Below are 22,642 nucleotides of genomic sequence, written 5' to 3' on the forward strand. Positions count from 1 at the left end.
CTCCTCCAGCACGACACGCCGGGAGCCCGTTCGGCTCCCGGCGTGTCGTCCCTCCAGGTACGCGTGTCGTCCCTCCAGGAACGCAAGTCGTCCCTCCAGGTACGCGAACCGACCCTCCCGGCACGCGAGATGCCCCTCCAGACACGCGAGATGCCTCTCCAATCACGCGAGATGCCGCTGCAATCACGCGAGTTCCGCCTTCGATCACGCGAGTTCCGCGTCTGATCACGCGAGTCCCGCGTAGCGGAATGGACGACTCGCGTACCCAGACGGACGACTCGCGTACCTGGATGGACGACTCGCGTACCTGGAGGGTCGGCTCGGTCAGGTGCGCTGGCCGGACCACGCTGCCCAGAGCTTGGCGTACCGGCCTCCCGCGGCCACGAGGTCGTCGTGGGTTCCGGACTCGACCACGGCTCCCGCGTCCAGGACCACGATCCGGTCGGACGCCGCCGCCTGGGTGAGGCGGTGGGCGACCACCAGTGCCGTTCGTCCTTCCAGGGCCGCCGCGGCCGCGGCCTCCAGGACCCGGGAGCCCGCGCTGCCCGCCTCGGCCGTGGCCTCGTCGAGGATCGCGATCGGCGGGTCGGCCAGCACCAGGCGGGCCAGGGCCAGCTGCTGCGCCTGCGTCACCGTCAGCTGGTGACCGCCTTCGCCGACCACCGTGGCCAGCCCCGACGGCAGCGAGTCGACCCAGGTCAGCGCGCCCACCTTCGCCAGTGCGGCCCGCAGTTCGGCGTCGGCCGCCGACGGGCGGGCCAGGCGCAGGTCGTCGGCCAGCGAGCCCGCGAAGACGTGGACCTCCTGGCTGATCAGCCCGACCGTCCGGCGCGTGCCGTCCGGCCCCAGCTCGTCCAGCGACACGCCGCCGACGGCGACCGAACCCGTGTCCGGGCGGTGGATGCCGGCGATCAGCTTGGCCAGCGTCGTCTTCCCGGCGCCGCTCGCGCCCACCAGTGCCACCCGCTCGCCGGGGGCGACGCCGAGGTCGACGTCCCGCAGCACCGGGTGACCGTCCACATAGGAGTACCCGAGGCCCGCGGTCTTCACCGACGAATCACCCGGCCGCGACGGCTGCGCGGGCGAGGCCTCGGCGGGCAGGTCGGCGACGCCGATCAGCCGCGCGAGGCTGGCCGCGGCCGCCTGCGCGTCGTCGACCAGCGCCAGCGCGGTCGTGATCGGCCCGAACAGGCTGTGGAAGTACAACGCCGCCGCCGTCGCCACGCCGACCGTCACCGCGTCCGTCCCGACCAGCAGGAACCCCGTTGCCAGCACGGCCGAGAGCCCGACGAACTCCGCCAGGTTCAGCCGCGCGTAGAACCGCGTCACCAGCCGTATCCCGCGCAGCGCCAGGGAAACGGCGGCGCCGGACCGTTCGCGCACCCGCGCCAGGTGGGTGTCCGCGAGCCGGAACGCGCGGACCGTCTTCGCGCCGCCGACGGTGTCCAGCAGCTGCTGCTGTTGCGCCCCGACGGCTTCGCGCTGCGCGGCGTACAACGGCTTCGCGCGCGGCACGTACCAGCGCACGGTCCACAGCTGGATCGGCACGGCCAGCAGCGCGGCCGGCAGGAACCGCCAGTCGAGCACGGCCAGCGCGCCGAAGGTCAGGACGACCGTCAGCACCGACCGGCCCAGCTCGGGCAGCGCCTGCCGGACACCCTCGGCGACGACCGAGACGTCGTTGGTCACGCGGGCGGTCAGGTCGCCGGACCCGGCGCGCTCGAGCTGCTCCAGCGGCAGGCCGAGGGCGCGCTCGACGAAGCGTTCGCGCAGCTCGGCCAGGATCGTCTCGCCCAGCCGCGCGACCAGCGACACGCCGATCGCGGTGGCCACCGCCTGCGCCACCGCGACGAGCACCAGCCCCGCCGCCGGCGTGACCAGCTCGGCTGCCGGCCGGCGCGTGGCGACCAGGTCGACGACCCGGCCGAGCAGGGGTGCGGTGAGCAGGCCGATCGCGGTGGCCGCGACGAGCGTCGTGAACGCGGCCGCCGCGCGGCCCTTCTGCCGTCCGGCGAGCTCGCCGACGACGGCGCGGATCCGGCGGCCGTCGGCCACCGGGAGGAGTTCGCGGGTCACGCCAGCACCGCCGCTCGGTAGTCGGGACGGCCGGCGAGCTCGGCGTGCCGGCCTTCGCCCGCGACGCGCCCGTCGTCGAGCAGGACGACCCGGTCGGCCGCGGCCAGCAGGGCCGGGCTGGTGGTCACGAGGATCGTGGTGCGGCCGCGCCGCAGCTCGGCCAGCCCGGCGGCGATCCGGGCCTCGGTGACCGTGTCGACGGCGGTCGTCGGGTCGTGCAGCACGAGCACCGGGGCGTCGGCGGCGAGCGCCCGCGCGAGGGCGACCCGCTGGCGCTGCCCGCCCGACAGCGACCGCCCGCGTTCGGTGACGGCGGTCGCGGCGCCGTCGGGCAGGGCGCTCGCCACCTCGTCGACGGCGGCCGCGGCCATCGCCTCGGCGGCCAGTGGCCCGGACGTCACGTTGTCCGCGACCGTCCCGGCGAACAGGTCCGCGTCGTGCGCGGCCACCAGCACCACTTCGCGGACCCGGCCGGGGTCCACCGTGGACAGATCAACCGAATCGACCGACACCGAACCACCCGCGGGATCGGCGGCGCGGCCGAGGCAGTCGAGCAGGTCGGTTGCGGCGGCCGGGTCGGTGGCGACCACCCCCAGCAGCTCGCCGGGACGGGCCTCGAAGGCGACGTCACGCAGCGCGCCCCGGCTCAGCGCGGACAGCCGCACGTGCCCGGCCGCCGGCGTGGGCAGGGTGGCTTCCCCGGCGCCGACGGCGGGCGGCGCGTCCAGGACGCCGGCGATCCGCGCGGCGGACGCCCGGCCCTGCGCGAGCTCGCCGTTGACCCAAGAAAAGATGCTGAACGGCGTGATTAGGTACTGCGCGAGCCCGACCGCGGCGACCAGGTCGCCGACGCTGATGTCGCCCGCCGCGGCGAGGTTGCCGCCGACGAGCGCGACCACGGCGATGAAGATCCCGGTGAGCGCCAGCAGCGCCCCGTTGTGCCAGGCCTGGGCGCGGGCCGCGCGCAGCGTCGCCCGCAGCGAGTCCTGGCTGGTCCGGCGGTAGCGGTCGACGGCCGCGCGTTCGGCGCCGACGCCCTTCAGCACGCGCAGCCCGGCGACGAGGTCGGTGGCGACGCCGGAGGCGAACGCCGAGCGCTCCTGCTCGGCCTCGCTGCGGCGCTCCAGCGGCTTGCCGATCAGGTGCGCCAGGTACAGCATCGGCGGCGTGCCGAGCAGCACGAGCAGGCCCAGCGGCAGCGACATGGTGAGCAGCGCGACCGCGCTGACCAGCAGCCCGGCCAGGCCGGCGACACCGAACGGCAGCACGCCGTTGACCGTGCCGACCCGCTTCGCGTCCGACGTCGCGATGCTCACCAGCTCGCCCGCGAGGGTGCCGGAGCCGGCGACGCCGCCCGGGTGCAGGACCCGGCGGCCGAGGTCGAGGCGCAGGTCGTGGGCGGCGCGTTCGGCGGCGCGCTCGCCGAACCGGGCCCCCAGGCGGTAGCTGGTCGACAGCGCGGCGAAGAGCACGCCCAGCACCGCCAGCCAGAGGAGCAGCGTGCTGACCGAGCCGTTCGCCACGGCCTGGTCGATGACCACGCCGATCACCACCGGCACCAGTGCTTCGCCGCCTTGGTGGCCCGCGGTCAGCAGCGCCGCGAGCGCCACCGATCGTCGTTGCCCGGCGATCGACCGGCGGAGGACCTGCCGTCCCGTCGTGCTCACCCGCGCCTCCCTGTCCAGAGCTGGGATAGGTAAGGCTAGTCTAAGTAAAGAAGTTACGGGAAAACGGTCGGCTTCGTCTCAGTCCGCTGTTCCGTCGCCGGTTCGCCGAACCGGGCCAGCGCGAGCGCGGCCACGACGGCGAGCACGAACCCGGCGACGGCGACGACCGCGAACCCCGGCCGGGTGCGGTCGCCGAGGGCCAGCACGCCGACCAGCGACGGGAACACCGTTTCGCCGAGCACCATCATCGCAGTCGAAGTGGTGACGCTCCCGCGTTGCAGCGCCGTCGCGTAGAACAGCATGGCCAGCCCGCCGGCCACCGCCACGGTGTAGGTGGCGGGGTCGGTGAGCAGGTCGAGCGGCGCGAGGCTGGGGATGATCCGGCCGGCGATCGCGACGACGCCGAAGCACAGCCCGGCGACGAGCCCGAGCGCCGGCGTCCGGATCCGGCGGTTCGCCCGGCCCGCGACGATCCCGGCCACGCCCAGCACGGCGACCGCGCCGATCAGGGCGAACCGGAACCCGAGCCCGACCGGATCGGACCCTTCGCTCTCGGCGGCGGCGCCCAGCAGCGCGAGCCCGGCGCACACGACGGCGACGGCCGCCCACTCCCGCCGCCCGAGCCGCACGCCGAGGAACCGCGCGGCGACGGCGGTCACGGCGAGGCTCGCGGCGAGCGCGGCCTGGACGACGAACAGCGGCAGGACGTGCAGGGCGGCGATCTGCGCGACGAACCCGAGCACGTCGAGGGACAGGCCGAGCACGAACTTCCACTGCCCGAGCACCCGCACCAGCAGCTTCGGGTCGACGCCGTCGGCGCCGGTGTCTGTGGCCCGCGCGGCGACGGACTGCATCACCGAAGCCACGCCGTACGCGCATGCCGCGCCCAGGGCGCAGAGCAGTCCCCACCACATGGGTCTCACTCTATTTCGCCGCGGATTTTGTCGGACCGGTGCGGTAGGTTGCGGCCATGTCGAACACGAGTTCGAAGACGCACCGCCGCTGGCCGGCCCGCCTGGCGGCCGACGAGCTGCGCCTGCAGCTGGAGTTCCTGCAGTTCCTGCGGGCGACGGCGGTGAACAAGCTGGCCGGGCTGTCGCGCGAGGACGCGGTGGCGACGTTGTTGCCGACGTCCCCGCGGATGAGCGCGCTGGGCGTGGTGAAGCACCTGACGGCGGTCGAGCGCTGGTGGCTGTGCATCGAGGCGGGCGGGGCGGACCTGCCGTCGCTGTGGGCGGGCAGCCCGGACCCGAGCTGGGACGTGGCGCCGGAGGACACGCCGGTCTCGGTGGTGGCGGCGTACAAGGCGGAGTGGGCGCGGGCGGAGAAGGCACTGCGCCGGCTGGGCCCGGACGACCGGACCCGGCGCCGGTCGGAGTTCACCGTGCGGTGGGTGGTGGCGCATGTGGTGCAGGAGACGGCGCGGCATGTGGGGCATTTGGACGTGCTGCGGGAGCTGGCCGATGGGGAGGTGGGTGAGTGAGGGAGCGGTGAGGGGGTGGTTGCCGGGCGGGCCGGGCGCAGGTGGGCCGGGTTGAGCTGAGCGGGCCGAGCCGGACGCCGCTGGGGCGGCGAGCCCTGCGCCGGGCTTGCTGAGGTGGCCTTGCGAGGTGGGCTCGGGGAACGGGCTGAGCCGGGCCGGTGGGGCGGAGCGAGCTGAGCTGGGTCGGCCGGGCTGGGTCGCTCGGACCGAGCCGGGCTGGGTCGCGCGGGCTGGGTCGGCCGGGCTGGGTCGCTCGGACCGAGCCGGGCTGGGTCGCGCGGGCTGGGTCGGCTGGGCCGGGCTGGCGCAGCGTCGGCAAGTCCGGCGCGCGGCGAAGCGGCGAAAACCGGGTGACAAGCACCATTACCCTGGATTCGTGGCCGTCGTCGCGGGATACCGCCGATTTACCGGCCCCCTGGCCCTCGTGGGTGCCAGCGGGGCTCCGGTGCCATGCCCGCGGCAAGCGCTGCCTGAACCAGCGCCGAAGCCGCTGCACTGACCTCGCCGGGCGTCCGGGCCAGGGGGAGCCGACTCCCCGAAAAGCCCGCCCACCCCGGAGGTCCAGTCATGCCCGAACCACTCACCCCCGCCCAGCTCACCCAAGCGCTCGCCGTCCGGGATCTCACCGATCCCGCTGCCGGGCCGCACGCCGTCCAGCTCCTCGTCGATCAGGCCGTCGATGCCCTCGCCCGCCGGTGGTCCTGCTCCGTGCGGTGGTGGCGCGGGGATCGGGTCGTCACCGTCGCCGACAACTACGACAACCTCGGCTACCACCCCGGGGACGTCACCCGGGACGCCCGCTACACCCGGTACGTCGACCAGGACCACGTCCTGCGCAGCCACTCCACCGCCCTGGTCCCCGCGGCTCTGCGGCAGCTCGCCGCGCGCCCAGCCGACGACGTCCTGCTCGTCTGCCCCGGCCTCGTCTACCGCCGGGACAGCATCGACCGGTTGCACAGCGGCACTCCGCACCAGCTCGACCTCTGGCGGATCACCCGCGGCCGCACCACCCGGGCCGACCTGGAAGACATGGTCGCCGAGCTCACTCCCGGGTGGCGCCGGCGGCTCGAACCCCGACTTCATCCGTACACTGTGGACGGTGCGCAGCTCGACGTCGAGCACGACGGCCGGTGGGTCGAAGTCGCCGAGTGCGGGCTGGTGCACCCCGCCGTGCTCGAACGGGCCGGGCTCGGCGGGACCTGGTCCGGGCTCGCGCTCGGGCTGGGCCTCGACCGGATGCTGATGCTGTGCAAGGGCATCCCGGACATCCGCCTGCTGCGCTCTGCCGAGCCCGCCGTCGCCGCGCAGATGACCGGCCTCGCGCCCTACCGGCCGGTCTCGGCCCTGCCGCCCGTGCGCCGCGACCTCTCGATCGCCGTCGCCGCCGACGACCGGGCCGAAGACCTCGGGGACCGGGTGCGGGACGCGCTCGGCGACGACGCCGACGTCGTCGAGTCGGTCGAGATCCGGCAGGAGACGCCGTGCGCGGCCCTGCCCCCGGCCGCCCTCGCCCGGCTCGGTGCCCGCAGGGACCAGAAGAACCTCCTCGTCCGCCTGGTGCTGCGGCCGCTCGGCCGGACGCTGTCCGACCACGAGGCGAACGTCCTCAGAGACCGTGCGTACGCCGCGTTGCACCGGGGCGCCGTCCACCAGTGGGCCGGGTCAGGCCTGCAGGCCCCGCAGGGCGAGCACGGCGAACCGCCGGGACTCCGCCGGTGAAGCGGCCGGGAGGCCACCGTTGGCCAGCAGGACCAGGATCACGTCGGACGCCTGGACGTCGGGGCGCAGGTGACCGGCCGCCCGGGCGCGGCGGGTCAGCTCCGCGATGGCCTTCAGCGCGCGCGAACGGTCTGCCCCGAAGTCCAGCGCGTGCGGGAACTCCGCCGTGAACGCCGCGGTGAAGCCCCGGTCGCGGGCGTGCAGCTCGCACAGCCGCTCGACCGTCGACGTGAAACCACGCCCCGGGTCGGGGTCGGCCAGTCCGTCGTCGACGATCGCGTAGCACGCGCGCATCCGGCCGGCGAACGCCGCCGTGGCCAGGGCCTCCTTGGTCGGGAAGTGGCGGTACAGGGTCGCCGGGCCGACGCCGGCGTGCCGGGCGATCCGCCGCATCGGCACGGTCAGGCCGTCGGCGGCGAACACCGCGCGCGCCGCCTCGAGGATGCGTTCGCGGTTGTCGCGGGCGTCGGACCGCCGGAGGTGAGGCAAAACCTCGGTCACTTCCTCACTTTAGCCGGCAGGCCACGGACGTGGCGTTACCGTCCGCCGTCGACGATCGGAGGAAGACGTGAAAGCAGTGGCGGTGCAGGCGTTCGGCGGTCCCGGCGGGCTGGCGGTCGTGGACCGGCCGGTTCCGGGGCCGGCCGGCGGGCAGGTGCTGATCCGGACCGAGGCCATCGGCGTCGGCGGGGTCGACGTCCTGATCCGCAGCGGCGCGCTCGCCGCGTACGGCTTCGAGCCCGGGCACGTGCTGGGCGGCGAGATCGCCGGCACGGTGGCCGGGACCGGCGACGGCGTCGACCCGTCCTGGCTCGGGAAGCGCGTCTGGGCCTTCGCCGGCGTGGGCGGTGGCTACGCCGAGCTGGCCGTCGCCCCGGCCGCGACGCTCGTCCCGCTGCCGGAGACCCTGTCGCCCGTCGACGCGGTGACCCTCGGCAGCTCCGGGGTGGTCGCCCGCTTCGGCCTGCGCCACGCCCGGTTCGCCCCCGGCGAGTCGGTGCTGATCCGCGGCGCGGCCGGCGGCATCGGGATCATGGCCGTCCAGCTCGCGGCCCGCGGCGGCGCGAAGACGATCGCCGTGACGACGTCGTCGGCCGAACGCGGCGAACGGCTGCGTGAGCTGGGCGCGACCCACGTCCTGGGCCGCGACGGCGAAGGCGCCGGGGAGTTCGACGTGATCCTCGACGTCGTGGCCGGCCCGGACCTCCCGGCCTTCTTCGCCAAGCTCAAGCCGAACGGGCGCCTGGTGGCCGTCGGCGCGGTCGCCGGCGACCCGCCCGCCGGCTTCGGCCAGGCGCTGTTCTCGGCGTTCCGCAAGTCGATGTCGTTCGCCACCTTCAGCGCCGACACCGTGCCCGTGGCGGACCGCACCGAAGCCACGGCCGAGCTCTTCGCCGGCGGCCTGCGGGCGGTCGTGCACGAGGTGCTGCCGCTGGAGCAGGCCGCGAGAGCACACCGGATGCTCGACGCGGGCGAGGTGTTCGGCCGGATCGTGCTCACCCCGGCGGCCGGCCGCCCGTAGGGTGTCCGGCATGACTGATCGGCTCTACTTCCGGCAGCTGCTCGCCGGGCGGGACTTCGCCGTCGGGGATCCCGTCGCGACGCAGATGGTGAACTTCGCCTACCTCATCGGGGACCGCGAGACCGGGGACGCCGTCGTCGTCGACCCGGCGTACGCCGTGGGGGACCTGCTGGACGTGCTCGCGCAGGACGGCATGCGGCTCACCGGCGTGCTGGCGACCCACCACCACCCCGACCACGTCGGCGGCGAGATGCTCGGCTTCTCGCTGCCCGGCATCGCCGAGCTGCTCGCCGTGCAGCAGGTACCGATCCACGTCAACGGCGCCGAGACCGAATGGGTCCGGCGGGTCACCGGCGTGTCCGGCGCCGACCTGCGCGCCCACGACCACGACGACGTCCTCGAGGTCGGCGCCATCCCGATCCGGCTGCTGCACACCCCCGGGCACACGCCCGGCAGCCAGTGCTTCCTCGTCGAGGACAAGCTCGTCTCGGGCGACACGCTGTTCCTGGAAGGCTGTGGCCGCACCGACTTCCCCGGCGGGGACGCCGAGGAGATCTACCGCAGCCTGCAGGCGCTCGCCGGACTGCCCGGCGACCCCGTCGTCTACCCGGGGCACCAGTACTCGGCCGAGCCGTCGGCCGCGCTGTCCGACGTCAAGCGCACCAACTTCGTCTACCGGCCGCGGTCGCTCGACGAATGGAAGGTCATGTTCGGCGGCTGAGCCAACCCGTTCCACGGGGTGAAACACGGGGTGTTCACGGAGTGGGCGCGGATTGACTTCGGTTCCCACGCACCGGAAAGTCGGCCACGCAATCGGAAAGAACATCCCGTCCCCGGGAGAAATCCGTGTCGATTTCCACCACGGGCGTGCTCGCGCGCGCCCGGCCGGCCGCCGACCGGCCACGCCGCCGGCCGCGGCGGCTCGATCTCAAACGCTGGATCAGCCCGGTGGTGCTGCTGGCCGCCTGGCAGCTCGCCGGCGCCACCGGTGTCCTGCCGCCCGACAAGCTCAGTGCCCCGTGGACGGTCGTGCAGGCCGGGCTCGAATCCGCGCGCAGCGGGGAACTCGGGTCCGCGTTCGCGGTGTCGCTCGGGCGGGTCGGCGCCGGGTTCGCGCTCGGCGCGGTTGCCGGGGTCCTGCTCGGCATCGTGTCCGGGCTGTCCCGCTGGGGCGAGGCGCTGGTCGACCCGCCGGTGCAGATGCTGCGCACGCTGCCGTTCCTCGGCCTGATCCCGCTGTTCATCCTGTGGTTCGGGATCGGCGAGGAGACGAAGATCGTGCTGGTCGCGCTGGGTGTGGCCTTCCCGCTCTACCTCAACGTCCACTCGGGAATCCGCGGCGCCGACCCGGCGCTGGTCGAAGCGTCGCGGGCGCTCGGGTTCAGCCGCGCCGAACGGCTCTGGCACGTCGTCCTGCCCGGTGCGCTGCCGCAGGCGCTCGTCGGGTTGCGGCAGTCGCTCGGCCTGGCCTGGCTCGCGCTGATCGTCGGCGAGACGGTCAACGCCGACGCCGGGGTTGGCTACCTCATCAACAACGCCCGCGAATTCCTGCGCACCGACGTCGTGGTCGTCGGGCTCGTCCTGTACGCCCTGCTCGGCCTGGTCACCGACGCGCTGGTCCGGCTGCTGGAACGGAAGGTGCTGCGGTGGCGAACCCGGTAGCCGAGGTCCGCGGCCTCACCAGGCGGTTCGGCGACCGGACCGTCCTCAACGGACTCGACCTGACCGTCGAGCGCGGCGAGTTCGTCGCCCTGCTGGGCCGCAGCGGCTCCGGCAAGTCGACGCTCCTGCGCATCCTGGCCGGCCTCGACGGCGACGTCGAAGGCACCGCGGAAGTGACCGGGACCGTCTCGGTCGCGTTCCAGCAGCCGCGGCTGCTGCCGTGGCGGAAGGTCTGGCGCAACGTCGTTCTCGGCCTGCGCCAGGACGGCGTGACGAAATCCCGCAACCGCGCGCTGGCCGAGAAGGCGCTCGCCGAGGTGCACCTGGCCGAGCACGCCGACGACTGGCCGCTCACCCTCTCCGGTGGCGAGGCCCAGCGCGTGTCCCTGGCCCGGGCGCTGGTCCGGGAACCGGATCTGCTGCTGCTCGACGAGCCGTTCGGTGCCCTCGACGCGCTGACCCGGATCGCGATGCACGGCCTGGTGCTCGACCTCTGGCGGCGGCACCGGCCGGGCGTGCTGCTGGTGACCCACGACGTCGACGAGGCCCTGCGCCTGGCCGACCGGGTTCTGGTGCTCGACGGCGGCCGGATCGTCACCGCGCACCGGCCGCGGGACACCGATGACCACGACGACCTCCGCCGCCGCGTGCTGGCCGACCTGGGAGTGACCGAAGATGCAGTGGCGTTGGGGATTGGCCGCCGTCGCGGCGGCGCTCGTCGTGACGGCCTGCGGGACGGCGGGCGGCGACGGTACGGCCGCCGTGCCGCCGCCGGTGAGCGCGGCGGACCTGGCGAAGGTGACGCTCGAGGTCGGCGACCAGAAGGGCGGGGTGAAGTCCCTGCTCACCGCGGCGAACCTGCTGCAGGGGACGCCGTACAAGGTCGAATGGGCGACGTTCACGTCGGGCCCGCCGCTGCTGGAGGCCGCCTCGGCCGGCGCGATCGACACCGGCCGCGTCGGCAACACGCCGCCGATCTTCGCGGCCGCCGCGAAGGCGAAGATCAAGGTGATCAGCGTGTCGCGCAGCAACGTCGAGCGCGAAGCCCTCCTCGTTCCGCCGGACTCGCCGCTGCAGAACGTCGCCGGGCTGAAGGGCAAGACGATCGGCGTCGCGAAGGGCTCCTCGGCCCACGGGCAGCTGCTGAACACGCTGCACAACAACGGACTGTCCACGAAGGACGTCAAGCTCAGCTTCCTGCAGCCGTCCGAGGCGTACGCCGCGTTCAGCCAGCACACCATCGACGCCTGGGCGATCTGGGACCCCTACACCGCGCAGGCGCAGATCGAAGCGCACGCACGGGTGCTGGCCGACGGCCGGGGCGCGTCGAACGGCCTCGGTTTCCTGACCGCGAGCACCGCGGCGCTGGCCGACCCCGGCAAGAACTCCGCCCTGCGCGACTTCGCCGTGCGCGTGGTCAAGGCGCAGAAGTGGGCCGACACGCACCGCGAAGAGTGGGCGCAGGCGTGGGCGAAGGAAACCGGGCTCAAGCTCGAGGTCGCGCGCAAGGCCGTCGAGGCCGGCCGCGACCAGCCGATCGTGCTGGACGACGCCGTCGTGGCGTCCGAACAGCAGCTCGCGGACGCCTTCGCCGACGAGAAGACTTTGCCGGGCAAGGTGGACTTCGCCGCCTTCGTCGACCGGCGGTTCGGTCCCGACCTGGACCAGGCGAGGAGCAACGGATGAGCATCAGGCTGCACTGGTTCCTGCCCACCAGCGGGGACGGCCGCACGATCGTGGAACGCTTCCACGCCAACAAGTCCGCCGGGCCGTCCGCCCAGCGTCAACCCGACCTGGACTACCTGGCTCAGGTCGCCCGCGCGGCCGAGCGGCAGGGCTTCGAAGGCGTGCTGACCCCGACCGGCACGTGGTGCGAAGACGCGTGGCTGACCACAGCCGCGCTCATCCGCGAGACGACCCGGCTGAAGTTCCTGGTCGCCTTCCGCCCCGGGGTCATCTCGCCCACGCTGGCCGCCCAGATGGCGGGGACGTTCCAGCGCCTGTCGGGCGGCCGGGTGCTGCTCAACATCGTCACCGGCGGCGACGCGGTCGAGCAGCGCCGCTTCGGTGACTGGCACGACCACGACGCCCGGTACGCGCGCACGGACGAGTTCCTCACCGTCGTGCGCGGGGTCTGGTCCGGCGAGCCGTTCAGCTTCGCGGGCGAGCACCTGCGGGTCGAAGGGGCGACGACGCTGGCCGCGCCGGACCCGGTGCCGCCGATCTACTTCGGCGGCTCGTCACCGGCGGCGCTGCCGGTCGCGGCGCGCCACGCCGACGTCTACCTCACCTGGGGCGAACCGCCCGCGCAGGTGGCGGAGAAGATCGGCAAGGTACGCGAGCTGGCCGGCGACCGGCCGGTCCGGTTCGGCGTCCGGCTGCACACGATCTCGCGCGACACCTCGGCCGAAGCCTGGGCGGAGGCGCAGAAGCTGCTGGACGCGCTGAGCCCGGACCAGGTCGCCAAGGCCCAGGCGCAGCTGGCCGCGAGCGAGTCGGTGGGGCAGCAGCGGATGGTCGCGCTGCACGGCGGGCGCACCGACGGCGGCGTCCGCGGGCTGGAGATCCACCCGCACCTCTGGGCCGGGGTCGGCCTGGTCCGCGGCGGCGCGGGCACGGCGCTGGTCGGCAGCCACGAGGAGGTCGCGGACCTGATCGAGGAGTACCACAGCGTCGGCGTGAGCGAGTTCGTGCTGTCGGGCTACCCGCACCTCGAAGAGGCGTACTGGTTCGGCGACGGCGTCCGGCCCGAACTGGCGCGTCGCGGGCTGCTCAAGGAGTACTAACCCCAGCGGGTCGAGGCGTAGACGACGATGTTGTCGCGGTAGGAGCGTTTCGCCGCGTCGAAGCTGCCACCGCAGGTGATGAGCCGCAGCGCGCTGCCCGGCGCGGGCCCGTACACCGCGCCGGTCGGGAAGGCGTCCTTCGGGTAGCGCTGGACGGCGTCGACGACGAACCGCACCTGGGAGCCGTCGGAACGCGCGACGAACACCTCGTCGCCGTCGCGCAGGTCCCGCAGCCGGAAGAACGGCGCCGGCCCGGACCGGGAGTCGACGTGCGCGGCGATCACCGCCGGGCCCGGGTCGCCCGGCACCGGGCCGGCGGCGTACCAGCCGACGTCCTCGAACCGCGCGGGCGCGGCCAGCTGGTGGTCCGCGTTCAGCCCGAGCGGGATGAGCCCGGCCGCGTCCACGCCGATCGCCGGGATGCGCAGCCGCACCGGGCGGACCTCGGCCGCGGCGGGCAGCGGCTGCGGTGCGGTCGCCGCCGGAGACGCCGGAGACGCCGGAGACGTCGGAGACGCGGCCGGGGGTGGGAGGGCGGGTGGCGCGGCCGGGGCCGCCGAGCAGCCCGCAGCCAGCACGGCCACGACGAGCAGCGCGCCGACGTCAGCGCGCACGAGCCGCCCGGCGTCCCAGCAGGAGCGCGGCCAGCAGCCCGGCGGCCGCCGCGAACGCGGGCCAACGGGGCACGGGTGCCGTGCCGCCGCCCCCGGTCTCGACGCCGAGCTTCGGCGGTTCGGGCAGCGACGCGCCGTCGGAGATGGGGTTCGCCTTCAGCGTCCCGGCGTTCTCGGTGACCAGCAGCGTCGTCGACGACCCCGCCTTGACGTCGACGTCGGCGGACGACCTGACCGAGCCTGCGCTCAGCTGCAGCGGCCACCGTCCTTCCGGAACGTCCACATAGGACGACGTCTGGCCGTAGGCCGCGTCCTTCGCGAGCGTGACACCCTGCGGTCCGGCCACGGTGACCGGCGCGATCGCTGCCGACCCCTCGACGACCCGCACGCGGCCCTTCCCGGCGGCCGGCGGGGTGAGGTCGTCGGTGACCAGGTCGCCCTTGAGCGTGCCGCCCGGGCCGTTCGTGAAGACCAGCAGCGAGTAGGCGCTGCGCTCGGCGACCTCGATCGTCGCCGACAGCGCGGGCGGGGTGGTCGCGGCGGCGTCGGCGGGCCGCATCGAGAGCGTGTACTTGCCGGGGCCGAGCGACGAATACGGCGTGACGGCGCCGTAGCCCGCCTTGCGGATGACGACCTTCTCGGCCTGGCCGAAGGGGGCGAAGTAGATGTCCACCGGGGGCACCTTCGGCGACAGGTGGCCGACCCGGATCCAGCCGACACCCGGGCCGGGGGCGGTCGCCGCCTCGGCCGGCACCGGCGTCAATGCGGCGAACAGGAGGGCGGCGGCGGCCAGCCCGCCGGGTCTGAGGAGGAAAGTGCGCATGGGAGGGCCTTTCACCGTCAGGGGGAGGAGAACGGGACCAGCAGTCCCGGGGGTGCGAACAGCGGGTAGGTGACGAGCACGCCGTCCGCGGTCCGGGTGACCGAAGACGGCCGGAACAGATCGCGCTGGCCGGCGTAGAACGCGGCCGCGCCGTCCTCGCCGCCGGTCAGCAGCACCCGGCGGCGGGGTTGCCCGGCGGGGTCTTCGCCGGGAACGGCGGGGAACGCCGCCACGCGCACCGGCTGGAGGGCCGCGAGCGCGGCGATCGTCGCGATCAGCCGCGGGTCGGCGCGGCCCGCGCGCAGCACGGCGACGGCGTCCGGGGTGCAGGTGATCCGGGCCGACGCCGCCAGCGCCTCGCCCGCGTGGGTGCGGGCGGACGCCTCGGGCGGCGCGGCCGGGTCGGCGGCGGGCAGGCCGAGCCGGGAGACGGTGACCTGCCGGTCGCCGGTGCCGAACACGGCGGTCACGCCGGCGTCGGCGAGCGCGGTGCCGAGCGCCGGATAACGGCCGGGGAGATCCGTGGTGGCGGCGGTGAACACGGCCCAGTCGGCGGCCGGGCAGGCGGTCGCGCAGGCGGACGGCGGGACGAGCAGCCCGGTCGGCCAGCCGGCCTTGGCGAACTCGGCCCACCCGGCGTCGTCGACGAGCACCCGGGCACCGGAAGCGTTGGCGCGCAACCAGTCCTGGGCGTCGAGGAGCGGGCCCCCGCGGTCGGTGGTCGGCCGCAGGGCGGGGTAGCCGTAGCTCCAGCCGGCGGCGACCACGGCGACGAGAACGGCCGTGGTCAGCACCGTCCCCGGCCCGCGGCCCGGGTTCCCCCGGTGGGCCGGGACGCGCTGGCGCGCCACGGCCTGGACCACCGCGGCGAACAGCAGCGGCGTGAGGGGCAGCAGCAGCGCGAGCACGGCCGTGTCCGGCACGCCGGGTACCAGCAGGGCCGCGACGAGTAGCAGGCCGGAGACCGCGAACGGCCGCAGCGCGCTGACGGCCAGCGCGGCGACCAGTGCGACGGTCGAGAGCACCGCCCACGCCGGGTCGAGGGCGACCCAGCCGGCCACCGACGGCGGGCTCGCGGCCGCGAGGTGCGGCCGCAGCGTGCCGGCCGCCGGGCCGAACGCGAGGCCCAGCCCGAGGTTGAGCAGCACCGCCACCAGCGCCGCGCGGACGGGCGCGCGCCGCGCCAGCAGCCAGCCCGCGGCGGGCAGGAACAGCAGGGCCAGCGGCGAGGTCAGCACCGCGGCGAGCAGGCAGGCCGCGGCCAGTGCGTCGTGCCGGATCCGGGCACCGGGCCGGGTGATGAGCACGAGCGCCCCGAGCACCCACACCGCCGCCAGGTGCTCGACGACGACCAGCCGCTGCAGGCCCAGCGCCAGCGGCGACGCGGCGAGCAGCAGCACCGCGGCCGCCGACGCCCACCGCGTCAGGCCGAGCCGGCGCGCCAGCACCCACAGCAGCACGGCCCCGAGCACGCCGGCGACGAGCATGGTTTCGCGGACCGCCGCCAGCGCCGAGGCGGACCGGCCGAAGGCGTCGGAGAGCATCGTGTACGCCGAGAGCTGCCACCAGCCGAACGGGCTGGCCCCGGCGCCGCCGGCGTCGGCGAAGGACGTGAAGTGGCCGAACGCGTAGGCGTGGGCGACGTTCGCGGCCTCGGCCGGCAGCGCCGGTGCGGGCGCGGCGAGGTACAGTACGCGCAGCCCGCCCGCCAGCGCCAGCAGCGCGAGCACGATGTCGAGCGACAGCAACCGGTGTGCGGCCGGGACGGCGGTGCCCGCCGGTTCGGGAAGCGTCGCGGGGGAGCGGCCCGGGTCGGTCGTCTCCCGGCTGTGCTGGGCCATTGGACGGATCGTAGCCGCTCCCGATCACCGGTCCAGCTCGGGAGGGTTACGTCAGCCGGACGGCCCAGTGCCGGGAAAAGCGTTGCCCGGCAAGATTATTTCCCACCGCGCGGGGTGGATCCGGAGAGTGTCCGGGTCAACGCGAGCGCGACCGTCCGGACGGCCGGGGCGACCCGTTCGGTCCGCATCCGGTTGGCCCAGCCGGAAATCGACACCGCCGCGACCGCGACCCCGCGCGCGTCGAGCAGCGGGCTGGCCGCGCACACCACGCCGACGCCGGATTCCTCGCGCTCCAAGGCGATGCCCTCCTCGCGTACCCGGGTCAGCTGACGGCGCAGCAGGCCGGGCGCGGTGATCGTGCGCGCGCTCATCCGCGGCAGCCCGGCGTCGATCACCTGGTCCACCACCGAATCCGGGGAGAACGCGAGGATCGCCTTGCCGACGCCGGTGGCGTGCGCGGGGAACCGGCCGCCGATGCGCGAGGGCAGCGTCGGCGCGTCCGGCCCGCGCAGCACGTCGAGGTACACGACTTCGGTGCCTTCGAGGATCGCGAGGTGGACGGTGTTGCGCGTGGCCTCGCGCAGGTCGGCCAGGTACGGCCGGGCGGCTTCGACCAGGCCACGGCGGGGCGAGGCCAGTTGGCCGATTTCGAACAGCCGCAGCCCGAGCCGCACCGCGCCGTCCTCGCGTTCGAGCAGCCCGGTTCCGGTGAGGTGGCCGACGAGCCGGTGCACGGTCGTCTTGGCCAGGCCGGTCCGGCGGGCCAGCTCGGAAACGCCGAGGGTCTCGTCACCCGGCCGGAAGGCTTCCAGGAGCGCGGCGAGCCGGGCGGCGACGAGGCCGTCGCCGCCCGCGCCGTCGTTCCGCCCAGCGGTACGCATGGGTTGAGTGTGCCCGATCCGCCGCGCGACTGTCAGCAGGCCGTCGAGGAGGTGAGGTCAATGGCCGTCGGCGCCGAGGACGAGTTTGACGCAGTGCGCGACGAGCCGCTCGCGCGAGACCTTCAGCGAGCCGTCGAGGTAGGCGATGAAGACGTTGCTCAGCGCGCCGACCAGCCCCACCGCGACCATCCGGCGCTCGGTCTCGTCGCCGTGGGACAGCTGCTCGCCGACGAGGGCGGCGAACACCGGCAGCAGGTGCAGGCCCCGGCGGGTCAGCGCGGGGTCGGTCAGCGGCGCGAGCAGCAGGATCCGGCCCTTGCGGGGGTCGTCGACGATGAGCTCGACGAACGCGCGGACGGCGTTGCCGGCCCGCAGGGCGGGGGTGGGGGCGTCCCGCACGGCGGCCACGAGCGCCTGCCGCGCCTGCTCGCCGACGTGCTCGTACACCGCCGCGACGAGCTCTTCGCGGTCGGCGAAGCTCTCGTAGAAGTAGCGCTCGGTCAGCTTCGCGTGCCGGCAGACCGCGCGCACGCTCGTTCCGGCCGACCCTTCGGTGCCCAGCAGCTCGAGGCCGGCGGCCACCAGCTGCTCGCGCCGGAGCGCCTTCCGGTCGTCCAGCGTCGTGCCCGCCCAGGTCCGGCCCGGCATGGTGACTCCTCGGTTGACTACAACTGTTGTCAGATCCTAGCCTGACAACACCCGTAGTCAGTTCCGGACCCGACGAGGAGTGCGCCGATGACCCCCCAGCCGCTGGGTCCCGAGTCGCTGACGTGGAAGTACTTCGGCGACTGGCGCGGCCTGCTCATCGGCCTCTGGGCCGGGTCGATGCAGAACATGCACCCCGGCCTCGGCGCCGGCGTCGAGCAGCACTCGCGGTTCTTCGAAGAGCGCTGGCAGCGCCTGTTCCGCTCGCTGTACCCGATCGGCGGGGTGGTCTACGACGGCCCGCGCGCGCACCGGACCGCGCTGGAGGTCCGCGGCTACCACGACCGCATCAAGGGCGTCGACGCGAAGGGCCGCCGATATCACGCCCTCGACCCCGACACGTACTACTGGGCGCACGCGACCTTCTTCGTCAGCACGATCCTCATCGCCGACCACTTCATGGGCGGCATCGGCGAAGCGGAGAAGCGGCAGCTGTTCGACGAGCACGTCCGCTGGTGGCGGATGTACGACATGAGCATGCGGCCGGTGCCGGCGAGCTGGGAGGACTTCCAGCGCTACTGGAAGCACATGTGCACCGAGGTCCTCGAAGACAACCGGGCCACCCGGGACGTCCTCGACATCCGCGGGCTCGGCAAGCCGCCGTTCCTGCCGTGGCTGCCGGACGCCCTGTGGCGGCCGGCCCAGCGGGTGATCGCGCGCAACTTCGTCTGGCTGACGATCGGCCTGTACGACCGCGAGATCCGCGACCTGCTCGGCTTCCGCTGGACCGAGCGCGACGCGCGCCGGCACCGGCGGTTCGGCAAGCTGGTCGACGCCGCCTTCAAGCTCGTCCCGCACGACCGCCGCTACCACCCGCGAGCCCGCGCCGGCTGGCGCCGGGAGCGCGGCGAGCTGGCTGCGGACGCGCCGGTGGTCGAGACTCCACCCAGGAACCTGCCGCCGCTGTCCGAGCGGGGCAAGCCCGAGCACTACGCGCCGAACGTCTAGGAGGCCTTTCGTGAAGCTGGGATTCCACCTCGGGTACTGGCAGAGCGGCCCGACCCCGGGTGCGCTGGACGCCGTCCGCAAGGCCGAGGACCTCGGTTTCGACTCGGTGTGGACGGCGGAGGCGTACGGCTCGGACGCGTTCACCCCGCTGGCCTGGTACGGCGCTTCCACCAGCCGGATCCGGCTCGGCACGAACATCGTCCAGATGGCCGCGCGCACCCCGACGGCGACGGCGATGAGCGCCCTGACCATGGACCACCTCTCCGGCGGCCGGATGGTGCTCGGCCTCGGCGCGTCCGGCCCGCAGGTCGTCGAGGGCTGGTACGGCCAGCCGTACCCGAAGCCACTGGCGCGGACCCGCGAGTACGTCGACGTCGTCCGGCAGGTGATCGCCCGCGAGGCCCCGGTGACCCTGGACGGCGACCACTTCCAGCTGCCGCTCAAGGGCGGCACCGGGCTGGGCAAGCCGCTGAAGCCGACGGTGCACCCGCTGCGCAAGGACATCCCGATCTACCTGGCGGCCGAGGGCCCGAAGAACGTCGCCCTGTCGGCGGAGATCGGCGACGGCTGGCTGCCGCTGTTCTTCTCGCCCAAGAGCAACGGCTTCTACAAGGCCGCCCTCGAAGAGGGCTTCGCGCGGCCGGGGGCCCGGCAGACGCTGGAGACGTTCGAGGTGCCGTGCTCGCTGCCGGTGATCGTGCACGACGACGTCGAGGAGGCGGCGAGCTGGATCAAGCCGTCGCTGGCGTTGTACATCGGCGGGATGGGCGCGAAGAGCGTCAACTTCCACCACGACGTCTTCGCGCGGCTGGGCTACGAGGACGTCGCGGACAAGGTGCAGGAGCTGTACCTGGCCGGCCGCAAGGACGAAGCGACGGCGGCGATCCCGACGTCCCTGGTGGAGGACACCTCGCTGATCGGGCCGCCGGCGAAGATCCGCGACGAGCTGCAGGCGTGGGAGGAGACGGTGGTGACCCAGCTGCTGCTCCGCGGCGACGCCGCGACGCTGGAGAAGATCGCCCGCGCGCTCGGCTAGCGCGGGCCCCTGTCGTGGCCTTGGTCACGACGATGGCACGATTCCCCTCGACCACTACCGGGTGCCCGCCGAGATCGAATACTCATGGCCTCCCACCCGGTACGCCTTCGAGGAGGACCATGGCGACGCTGTCCGGCCGGACGAGGTTCCGCTATTCGCTCGGCTCGTTCGTCACCGGGTCCTTCGGCACGGTCCCCGGCCTGGTCCTGGTCAAGTACCTGACCGACACGATGGCCGTGCCCGCGGGCTGGGCCGCCGCGATCGTGTTCGTGCCGAAGGCCTGGGACGTGCTGTTCAACCCGGTCGCCGGCCGGCTGTCCGACGCCGACCTGCTCAAGACCGGCAGCAGGCGGCGGTTCCTGCTGATCGGCGGCATCGGCGTGGCGATCCTGTTCGCGGCGATGTTCGCCCACCCCGGGTTCGGCGACCCGCTGCCGGACGCGCTGTACGTGGCGGTCATGTTCGCCGCCTGCGCCACGGCGTACGCGCTGTTCCAGGTGCCCTTCAACGCGCTGCCCGCCGAGCTGACCGAGTCGGCCACCGAGCGCACGAAGCTCACCAGCGTCCGGATCGGCGTGCTGGCCGTGACCATCCTGATCTGCGGCGGCGGCGCGCCCGCGATCAGCACCGGGATCGGCGGCGTCGCCGGCTACCGGGTGATGGCCTTGGTGATCGGGCTGATCGTGCTGGCCGCGACGCTGCTGGTCTACTTCGGCCTCAAGGACGCGCCGGTCGGGGCGCTGCGGCCGAACACCGTGCGCCTCGGCGAGCTGGTCCGCACCCTGGCCGCCTGGCGGCCGTTCCGCTGGCTGCTCGGCACCTACTTCATCCAGGCGCTCGGCATCGGCACGGTGCTCGCGGCGATCCCGTTCTTCGCCCAGCGCATCCTCGGCAGCGAGGGCTACGGCACGATCCTGTTCGTCATCTTCGTCGGCCCGGCGCTGGTCACCATGCCGCTGTGGCCGCGGCTGGGCGACCGCGTCGGCAAGCTCAACGGCTTCCGCCTGGCCACCGCGGCGTTCGCGCTCGGGTTGCTCGGGCTGGTCTTCGCCCAGTCGATCCCGCTGGTCGTGTCGTTCGTCTTCGTGGCGCTCTGCGGGGTCGGCTACGCCGGGATCTCGGTGTTCCCGCTGGCCATCCTGCCGGACCTGATCACCGCCGAGGAGGAGCGCACCGGCGAGACCCGCGCCGGGATCGCCGCGGGCGTGTGGACCGCGGGGGAGACGCTCGGGCTGGCCTTCGGCGGCGGCCTGTGGGCGCTCATCCTGGCGTTCGGCGGGTACGTGTCCAGCACGGACGCCACCGCGTTCCAGCCGCACAGCGCGATCGTGGCCATCCTGGTCGGCGCGTCGATCATCCCCGGCGTGCTGATCGCGCTGGCCCTGCCGCTGCTGCGGCGCTCGGTGCTGGAGCCGCGGCGTGAACTCGCCTGAGGACGTCCTCGCGCAGCTGCGGCAGCTGCGCGCGGGCGACCTGCCGACGCACGGCGGCCGCACCCTGGCCTACGTCTACGACAGCGGGCTGTCCGAAGTGGACTCCCTGGGCGCGGCCGCGCACGCGCTGGCGTCGTCGGCCAACGGCCTGGACCCGACGGCGTTCCCGAGTCTCCTGCGGATGGAGAACGACCTCGTCGCCGAGGCTTCGGCGTTGCTCGGCGATGTCACGGGCGTGGTCGGTTCGGTGACCTCCGGCGGCACGGAGTCGTGCCTGCTGGCGGTGCTCGCGGCCCGGGACGCGCACCCGCCGGCCGCGTCGCCGTCGATCGTGCTGCCGACCACGGCGCACGCGGCCTTCCACAAGGCCGCGCACCTGTTCGGGCTGCGGCGCATCGACGTCCCGGTCGACCCGGTGACGTTCCGCGCCGACCCGGCGGCAATGGCCGCGGCGATCGACGACTCGACGGTCCTGGTCGTGGCGAGTGCCCCGTCGTACGCCCACGGCGTGCTCGATCCGGTCCCCGAAATCGCGGCGGCCGCCCTCGAACGCGGCGTCCGGATGCACGTGGACGCCTGCATCGGCGGCTGGGTGCTGCCGTACTTCGCCCGTCTCGGCGCGGACGTCCCGCCGTTCGACTTCCGCGTGCCGGGTGTCACGAGCATTTCGGTGGACCTGCACAAGTACGCCTACTGTCCGAAAGGGACGTCGGTGCTGCTGCACGCGTCGGCGGAACTGCGGCGCACGCACTACTTCGCCAGCGCCGGCTGGCCGGGCTACACGATGCTGAACACGACGATCCAGAGCACCCGTTCCGGCGGCCCCTTGGCGGCGGCGTGGGCGGTGGTGCGCCACCTCGGCCCCGACGGCTACCTGACGCTGGCGTCCGCGGCGCGGGAGGCGACCGCCCGCATCCGTTCCGGCATCGCCGAACTGCCCGGCCTCCGGGTACTGGGCGACCCGGTCTCGACGCTGATCGCGTTCACCGGCGACGACGGCTTCGACCTGTTCACGGTGGCCGACGAGATGAAGGCGCGCGGCTGGTACGTCCAGCCGCAGTTCGCTTTTGAGTCGTCCCCGGTGAACCTGCACCTGACGGTGACGGCGGCCAACCACGGCAGCGAGAAGGAGTTCCTGACCGACCTGGCCGCGTCGGTGGACGCGGCCCGCGCGGCGGGCCCGGTGACGGTCGACCCGGCGGTGGCCGAGTTCGTGGCGGCGCTCGACCCGGCGACGCTGACGTCGGAGCAGTTCGCCGGGCTCCTGGCCGCGGCGGGCCTCGCCTCCGGCACCGGACTCCCGGACCGGATGGCGCCGATCAACGCCCTCCTCGCCACGGCCCCGGCGCCGCTCCGCGAGCGCCTCCTGCTCGAATTCCTCGGCGCCCTCTACACGCCCTCGTGAGTGGTAAGGCGGGTTCTAACCCGCCTTACCACTCACGAGCG

Annotated in this window: 20 protein-coding genes and 1 pseudogene; 12 read left to right on the forward strand and 9 right to left on the reverse strand. The window is 74.1% G+C overall.

From position 1 onward, the window contains the following. Positions 1-324: 324 nt before the first annotated feature. The 3 genes from OO60_RS00925 to OO60_RS00935 are packed head-to-tail and all read right to left on the reverse strand — an operon-like array spanning position 325 to position 4,657. Complete coding sequence (locus tag OO60_RS00925) at positions 325-2,076, reverse strand: ABC transporter ATP-binding protein (RefSeq protein ID WP_033260619.1); 1,752 nt, start codon at positions 2,074-2,076, stop codon at positions 325-327. Continuing rightward, positions 2,073-3,743: an ABC transporter ATP-binding protein gene (locus OO60_RS00930; RefSeq protein ID WP_033260620.1), complete on the reverse strand. Its 1,671-nt coding sequence runs from the start codon at positions 3,741-3,743 to the stop codon at positions 2,073-2,075. The genes OO60_RS00925 and OO60_RS00930 overlap by 4 nt, the downstream gene beginning before the upstream one ends. A 53-nt stretch (positions 3,744-3,796) precedes the next feature. Beyond that, positions 3,797-4,657: a DMT family protein gene (locus OO60_RS00935; RefSeq protein WP_003088634.1), complete on the reverse strand. Its 861-nt coding sequence runs from the start codon at positions 4,655-4,657 to the stop codon at positions 3,797-3,799. Between the two features lie 56 nt (positions 4,658-4,713). Between OO60_RS00935 and OO60_RS00940 the strand changes: the two genes are divergently transcribed. Both OO60_RS00940 and srmL read left to right on the forward strand, forming a co-directional pair. Beyond that, positions 4,714-5,226: a DinB family protein gene (locus OO60_RS00940; protein ID WP_003088632.1), complete on the forward strand. Its 513-nt coding sequence runs from the start codon at positions 4,714-4,716 to the stop codon at positions 5,224-5,226. Between the two features lie 567 nt (positions 5,227-5,793). Continuing rightward, entirely contained in the window at positions 5,794-6,945 is a 1,152-nt protein-coding gene (srmL, locus tag OO60_RS00945) for a PheS-related mystery ligase SrmL (protein ID WP_003066529.1), read from the forward strand. Here the strand turns inward: srmL and OO60_RS00950 are convergent. Beyond that, a complete protein-coding gene (locus tag OO60_RS00950; protein WP_033260621.1) occupies positions 6,889-7,446 on the reverse strand; it encodes a TetR/AcrR family transcriptional regulator in 558 nt (185 codons plus the stop codon). The two genes, srmL and OO60_RS00950, sit on opposite strands and share 57 nt — an antisense overlap. 67 nt (positions 7,447-7,513) lie before the next feature. Between OO60_RS00950 and OO60_RS00955 the strand changes: the two genes are divergently transcribed. From OO60_RS00955 to OO60_RS00975, 6 genes and pseudogenes are all read left to right on the forward strand, one after another. Next, the gene (locus OO60_RS00955) at positions 7,514-8,467 is read left to right on the forward strand and encodes a zinc-binding dehydrogenase (RefSeq protein WP_033260622.1); all 954 of its coding nucleotides are present in this window, start codon (positions 7,514-7,516) and stop codon (positions 8,465-8,467) included. 10 nt (positions 8,468-8,477) lie between these two features. Then, positions 8,478-9,188, forward strand: coding sequence for an MBL fold metallo-hydrolase (locus tag OO60_RS00960; protein ID WP_003066521.1), 711 nt, complete (start codon positions 8,478-8,480; stop codon positions 9,186-9,188). 125 nt (positions 9,189-9,313) lie between these two features. After that, positions 9,314-10,129, forward strand: coding sequence for an ABC transporter permease (locus OO60_RS00965; RefSeq protein WP_003066519.1), 816 nt, complete (start codon positions 9,314-9,316; stop codon positions 10,127-10,129). Further along, a pseudogene (locus tag OO60_RS47020) lies at positions 10,114-10,815 on the forward strand (ABC transporter ATP-binding protein); the annotation flags it as partial. The gene OO60_RS00965 and the pseudogene OO60_RS47020, both read left to right, overlap by 16 nt. Then, positions 10,805-11,815, forward strand: coding sequence for an ABC transporter substrate-binding protein (locus OO60_RS00970; RefSeq protein ID WP_033260623.1), 1,011 nt, complete (start codon positions 10,805-10,807; stop codon positions 11,813-11,815). The pseudogene OO60_RS47020 and the gene OO60_RS00970, both read left to right, overlap by 11 nt. Continuing rightward, positions 11,812-12,915: an LLM class flavin-dependent oxidoreductase gene (locus OO60_RS00975; RefSeq protein ID WP_033260624.1), complete on the forward strand. Its 1,104-nt coding sequence runs from the start codon at positions 11,812-11,814 to the stop codon at positions 12,913-12,915. The genes OO60_RS00970 and OO60_RS00975 overlap by 4 nt, the downstream gene beginning before the upstream one ends. Here OO60_RS00975 and OO60_RS00980 read toward each other — a convergent pair. The 5 genes from OO60_RS00980 to OO60_RS01000 all read right to left on the reverse strand — a co-directional run bounded on the left by OO60_RS00980 (position 12,912) and on the right by OO60_RS01000 (position 17,722). Beyond that, positions 12,912-13,529, reverse strand: a complete 618-nt coding sequence (locus tag OO60_RS00980; RefSeq protein WP_003066515.1) for a class F sortase — start codon at positions 13,527-13,529, stop codon at positions 12,912-12,914. The genes OO60_RS00975 and OO60_RS00980 overlap by 4 nt on opposite strands. Beyond that, on the reverse strand, positions 13,519-14,352 hold the full coding sequence (locus OO60_RS00985) for a DUF4397 domain-containing protein (RefSeq protein WP_003066513.1): 834 nt from the start codon (positions 14,350-14,352) through the stop codon (positions 13,519-13,521). Before OO60_RS00985 ends, OO60_RS00980 begins: the two co-directional genes overlap by 11 nt. Before the next feature lie 17 nt (positions 14,353-14,369). Continuing rightward, a complete protein-coding gene (locus tag OO60_RS00990; RefSeq protein WP_033260625.1) occupies positions 14,370-16,193 on the reverse strand; it encodes a hypothetical protein in 1,824 nt (607 codons plus the stop codon). A gap of 95 nt (positions 16,194-16,288) precedes the next feature. Then, positions 16,289-17,074 carry an IclR family transcriptional regulator gene (locus tag OO60_RS00995; protein ID WP_003091649.1) on the reverse strand — a complete coding sequence of 262 codons (786 nt, stop codon included), beginning with the start codon at positions 17,072-17,074 and terminating at the stop codon, positions 16,289-16,291. Between the two features lie 57 nt (positions 17,075-17,131). Further along, positions 17,132-17,722 (reverse strand): TetR/AcrR family transcriptional regulator, encoded by a 591-nt coding sequence (locus OO60_RS01000; RefSeq protein WP_003091651.1) that lies wholly within the window; start codon positions 17,720-17,722, stop codon positions 17,132-17,134. Positions 17,723-17,809: 87 nt separating this feature from the next. On the opposite strand from OO60_RS01000, the gene OO60_RS01005 reads away from it, so the two are divergent. The 4 genes from OO60_RS01005 (at position 17,810) to OO60_RS01020 (ending at position 22,601) form a co-directional block, all read left to right on the forward strand. Further along, on the forward strand, positions 17,810-18,727 hold the full coding sequence (locus OO60_RS01005; protein WP_003091652.1) for an oxygenase MpaB family protein: 918 nt from the start codon (positions 17,810-17,812) through the stop codon (positions 18,725-18,727). 10 nt (positions 18,728-18,737) lie between these two features. Next, positions 18,738-19,763 (forward strand): LLM class F420-dependent oxidoreductase, encoded by a 1,026-nt coding sequence (locus tag OO60_RS01010; protein WP_003091653.1) that lies wholly within the window; start codon positions 18,738-18,740, stop codon positions 19,761-19,763. A 119-nt stretch (positions 19,764-19,882) separates the two neighbouring features. After that, the gene (locus OO60_RS01015; RefSeq protein ID WP_003091658.1) at positions 19,883-21,196 is read left to right on the forward strand and encodes an MFS transporter; all 1,314 of its coding nucleotides are present in this window, start codon (positions 19,883-19,885) and stop codon (positions 21,194-21,196) included. Then, the gene (locus OO60_RS01020; RefSeq protein ID WP_003091661.1) at positions 21,183-22,601 is read left to right on the forward strand and encodes a pyridoxal phosphate-dependent decarboxylase family protein; all 1,419 of its coding nucleotides are present in this window, start codon (positions 21,183-21,185) and stop codon (positions 22,599-22,601) included. Before OO60_RS01015 ends, OO60_RS01020 begins: the two co-directional genes overlap by 14 nt. Positions 22,602-22,642: the final 41 nt, after the last annotated feature.

Source organism: Amycolatopsis vancoresmycina (genome assembly GCF_000716785.1).
Classification (GTDB): domain Bacteria; phylum Actinomycetota; class Actinomycetes; order Mycobacteriales; family Pseudonocardiaceae; genus Amycolatopsis; species Amycolatopsis vancoresmycina.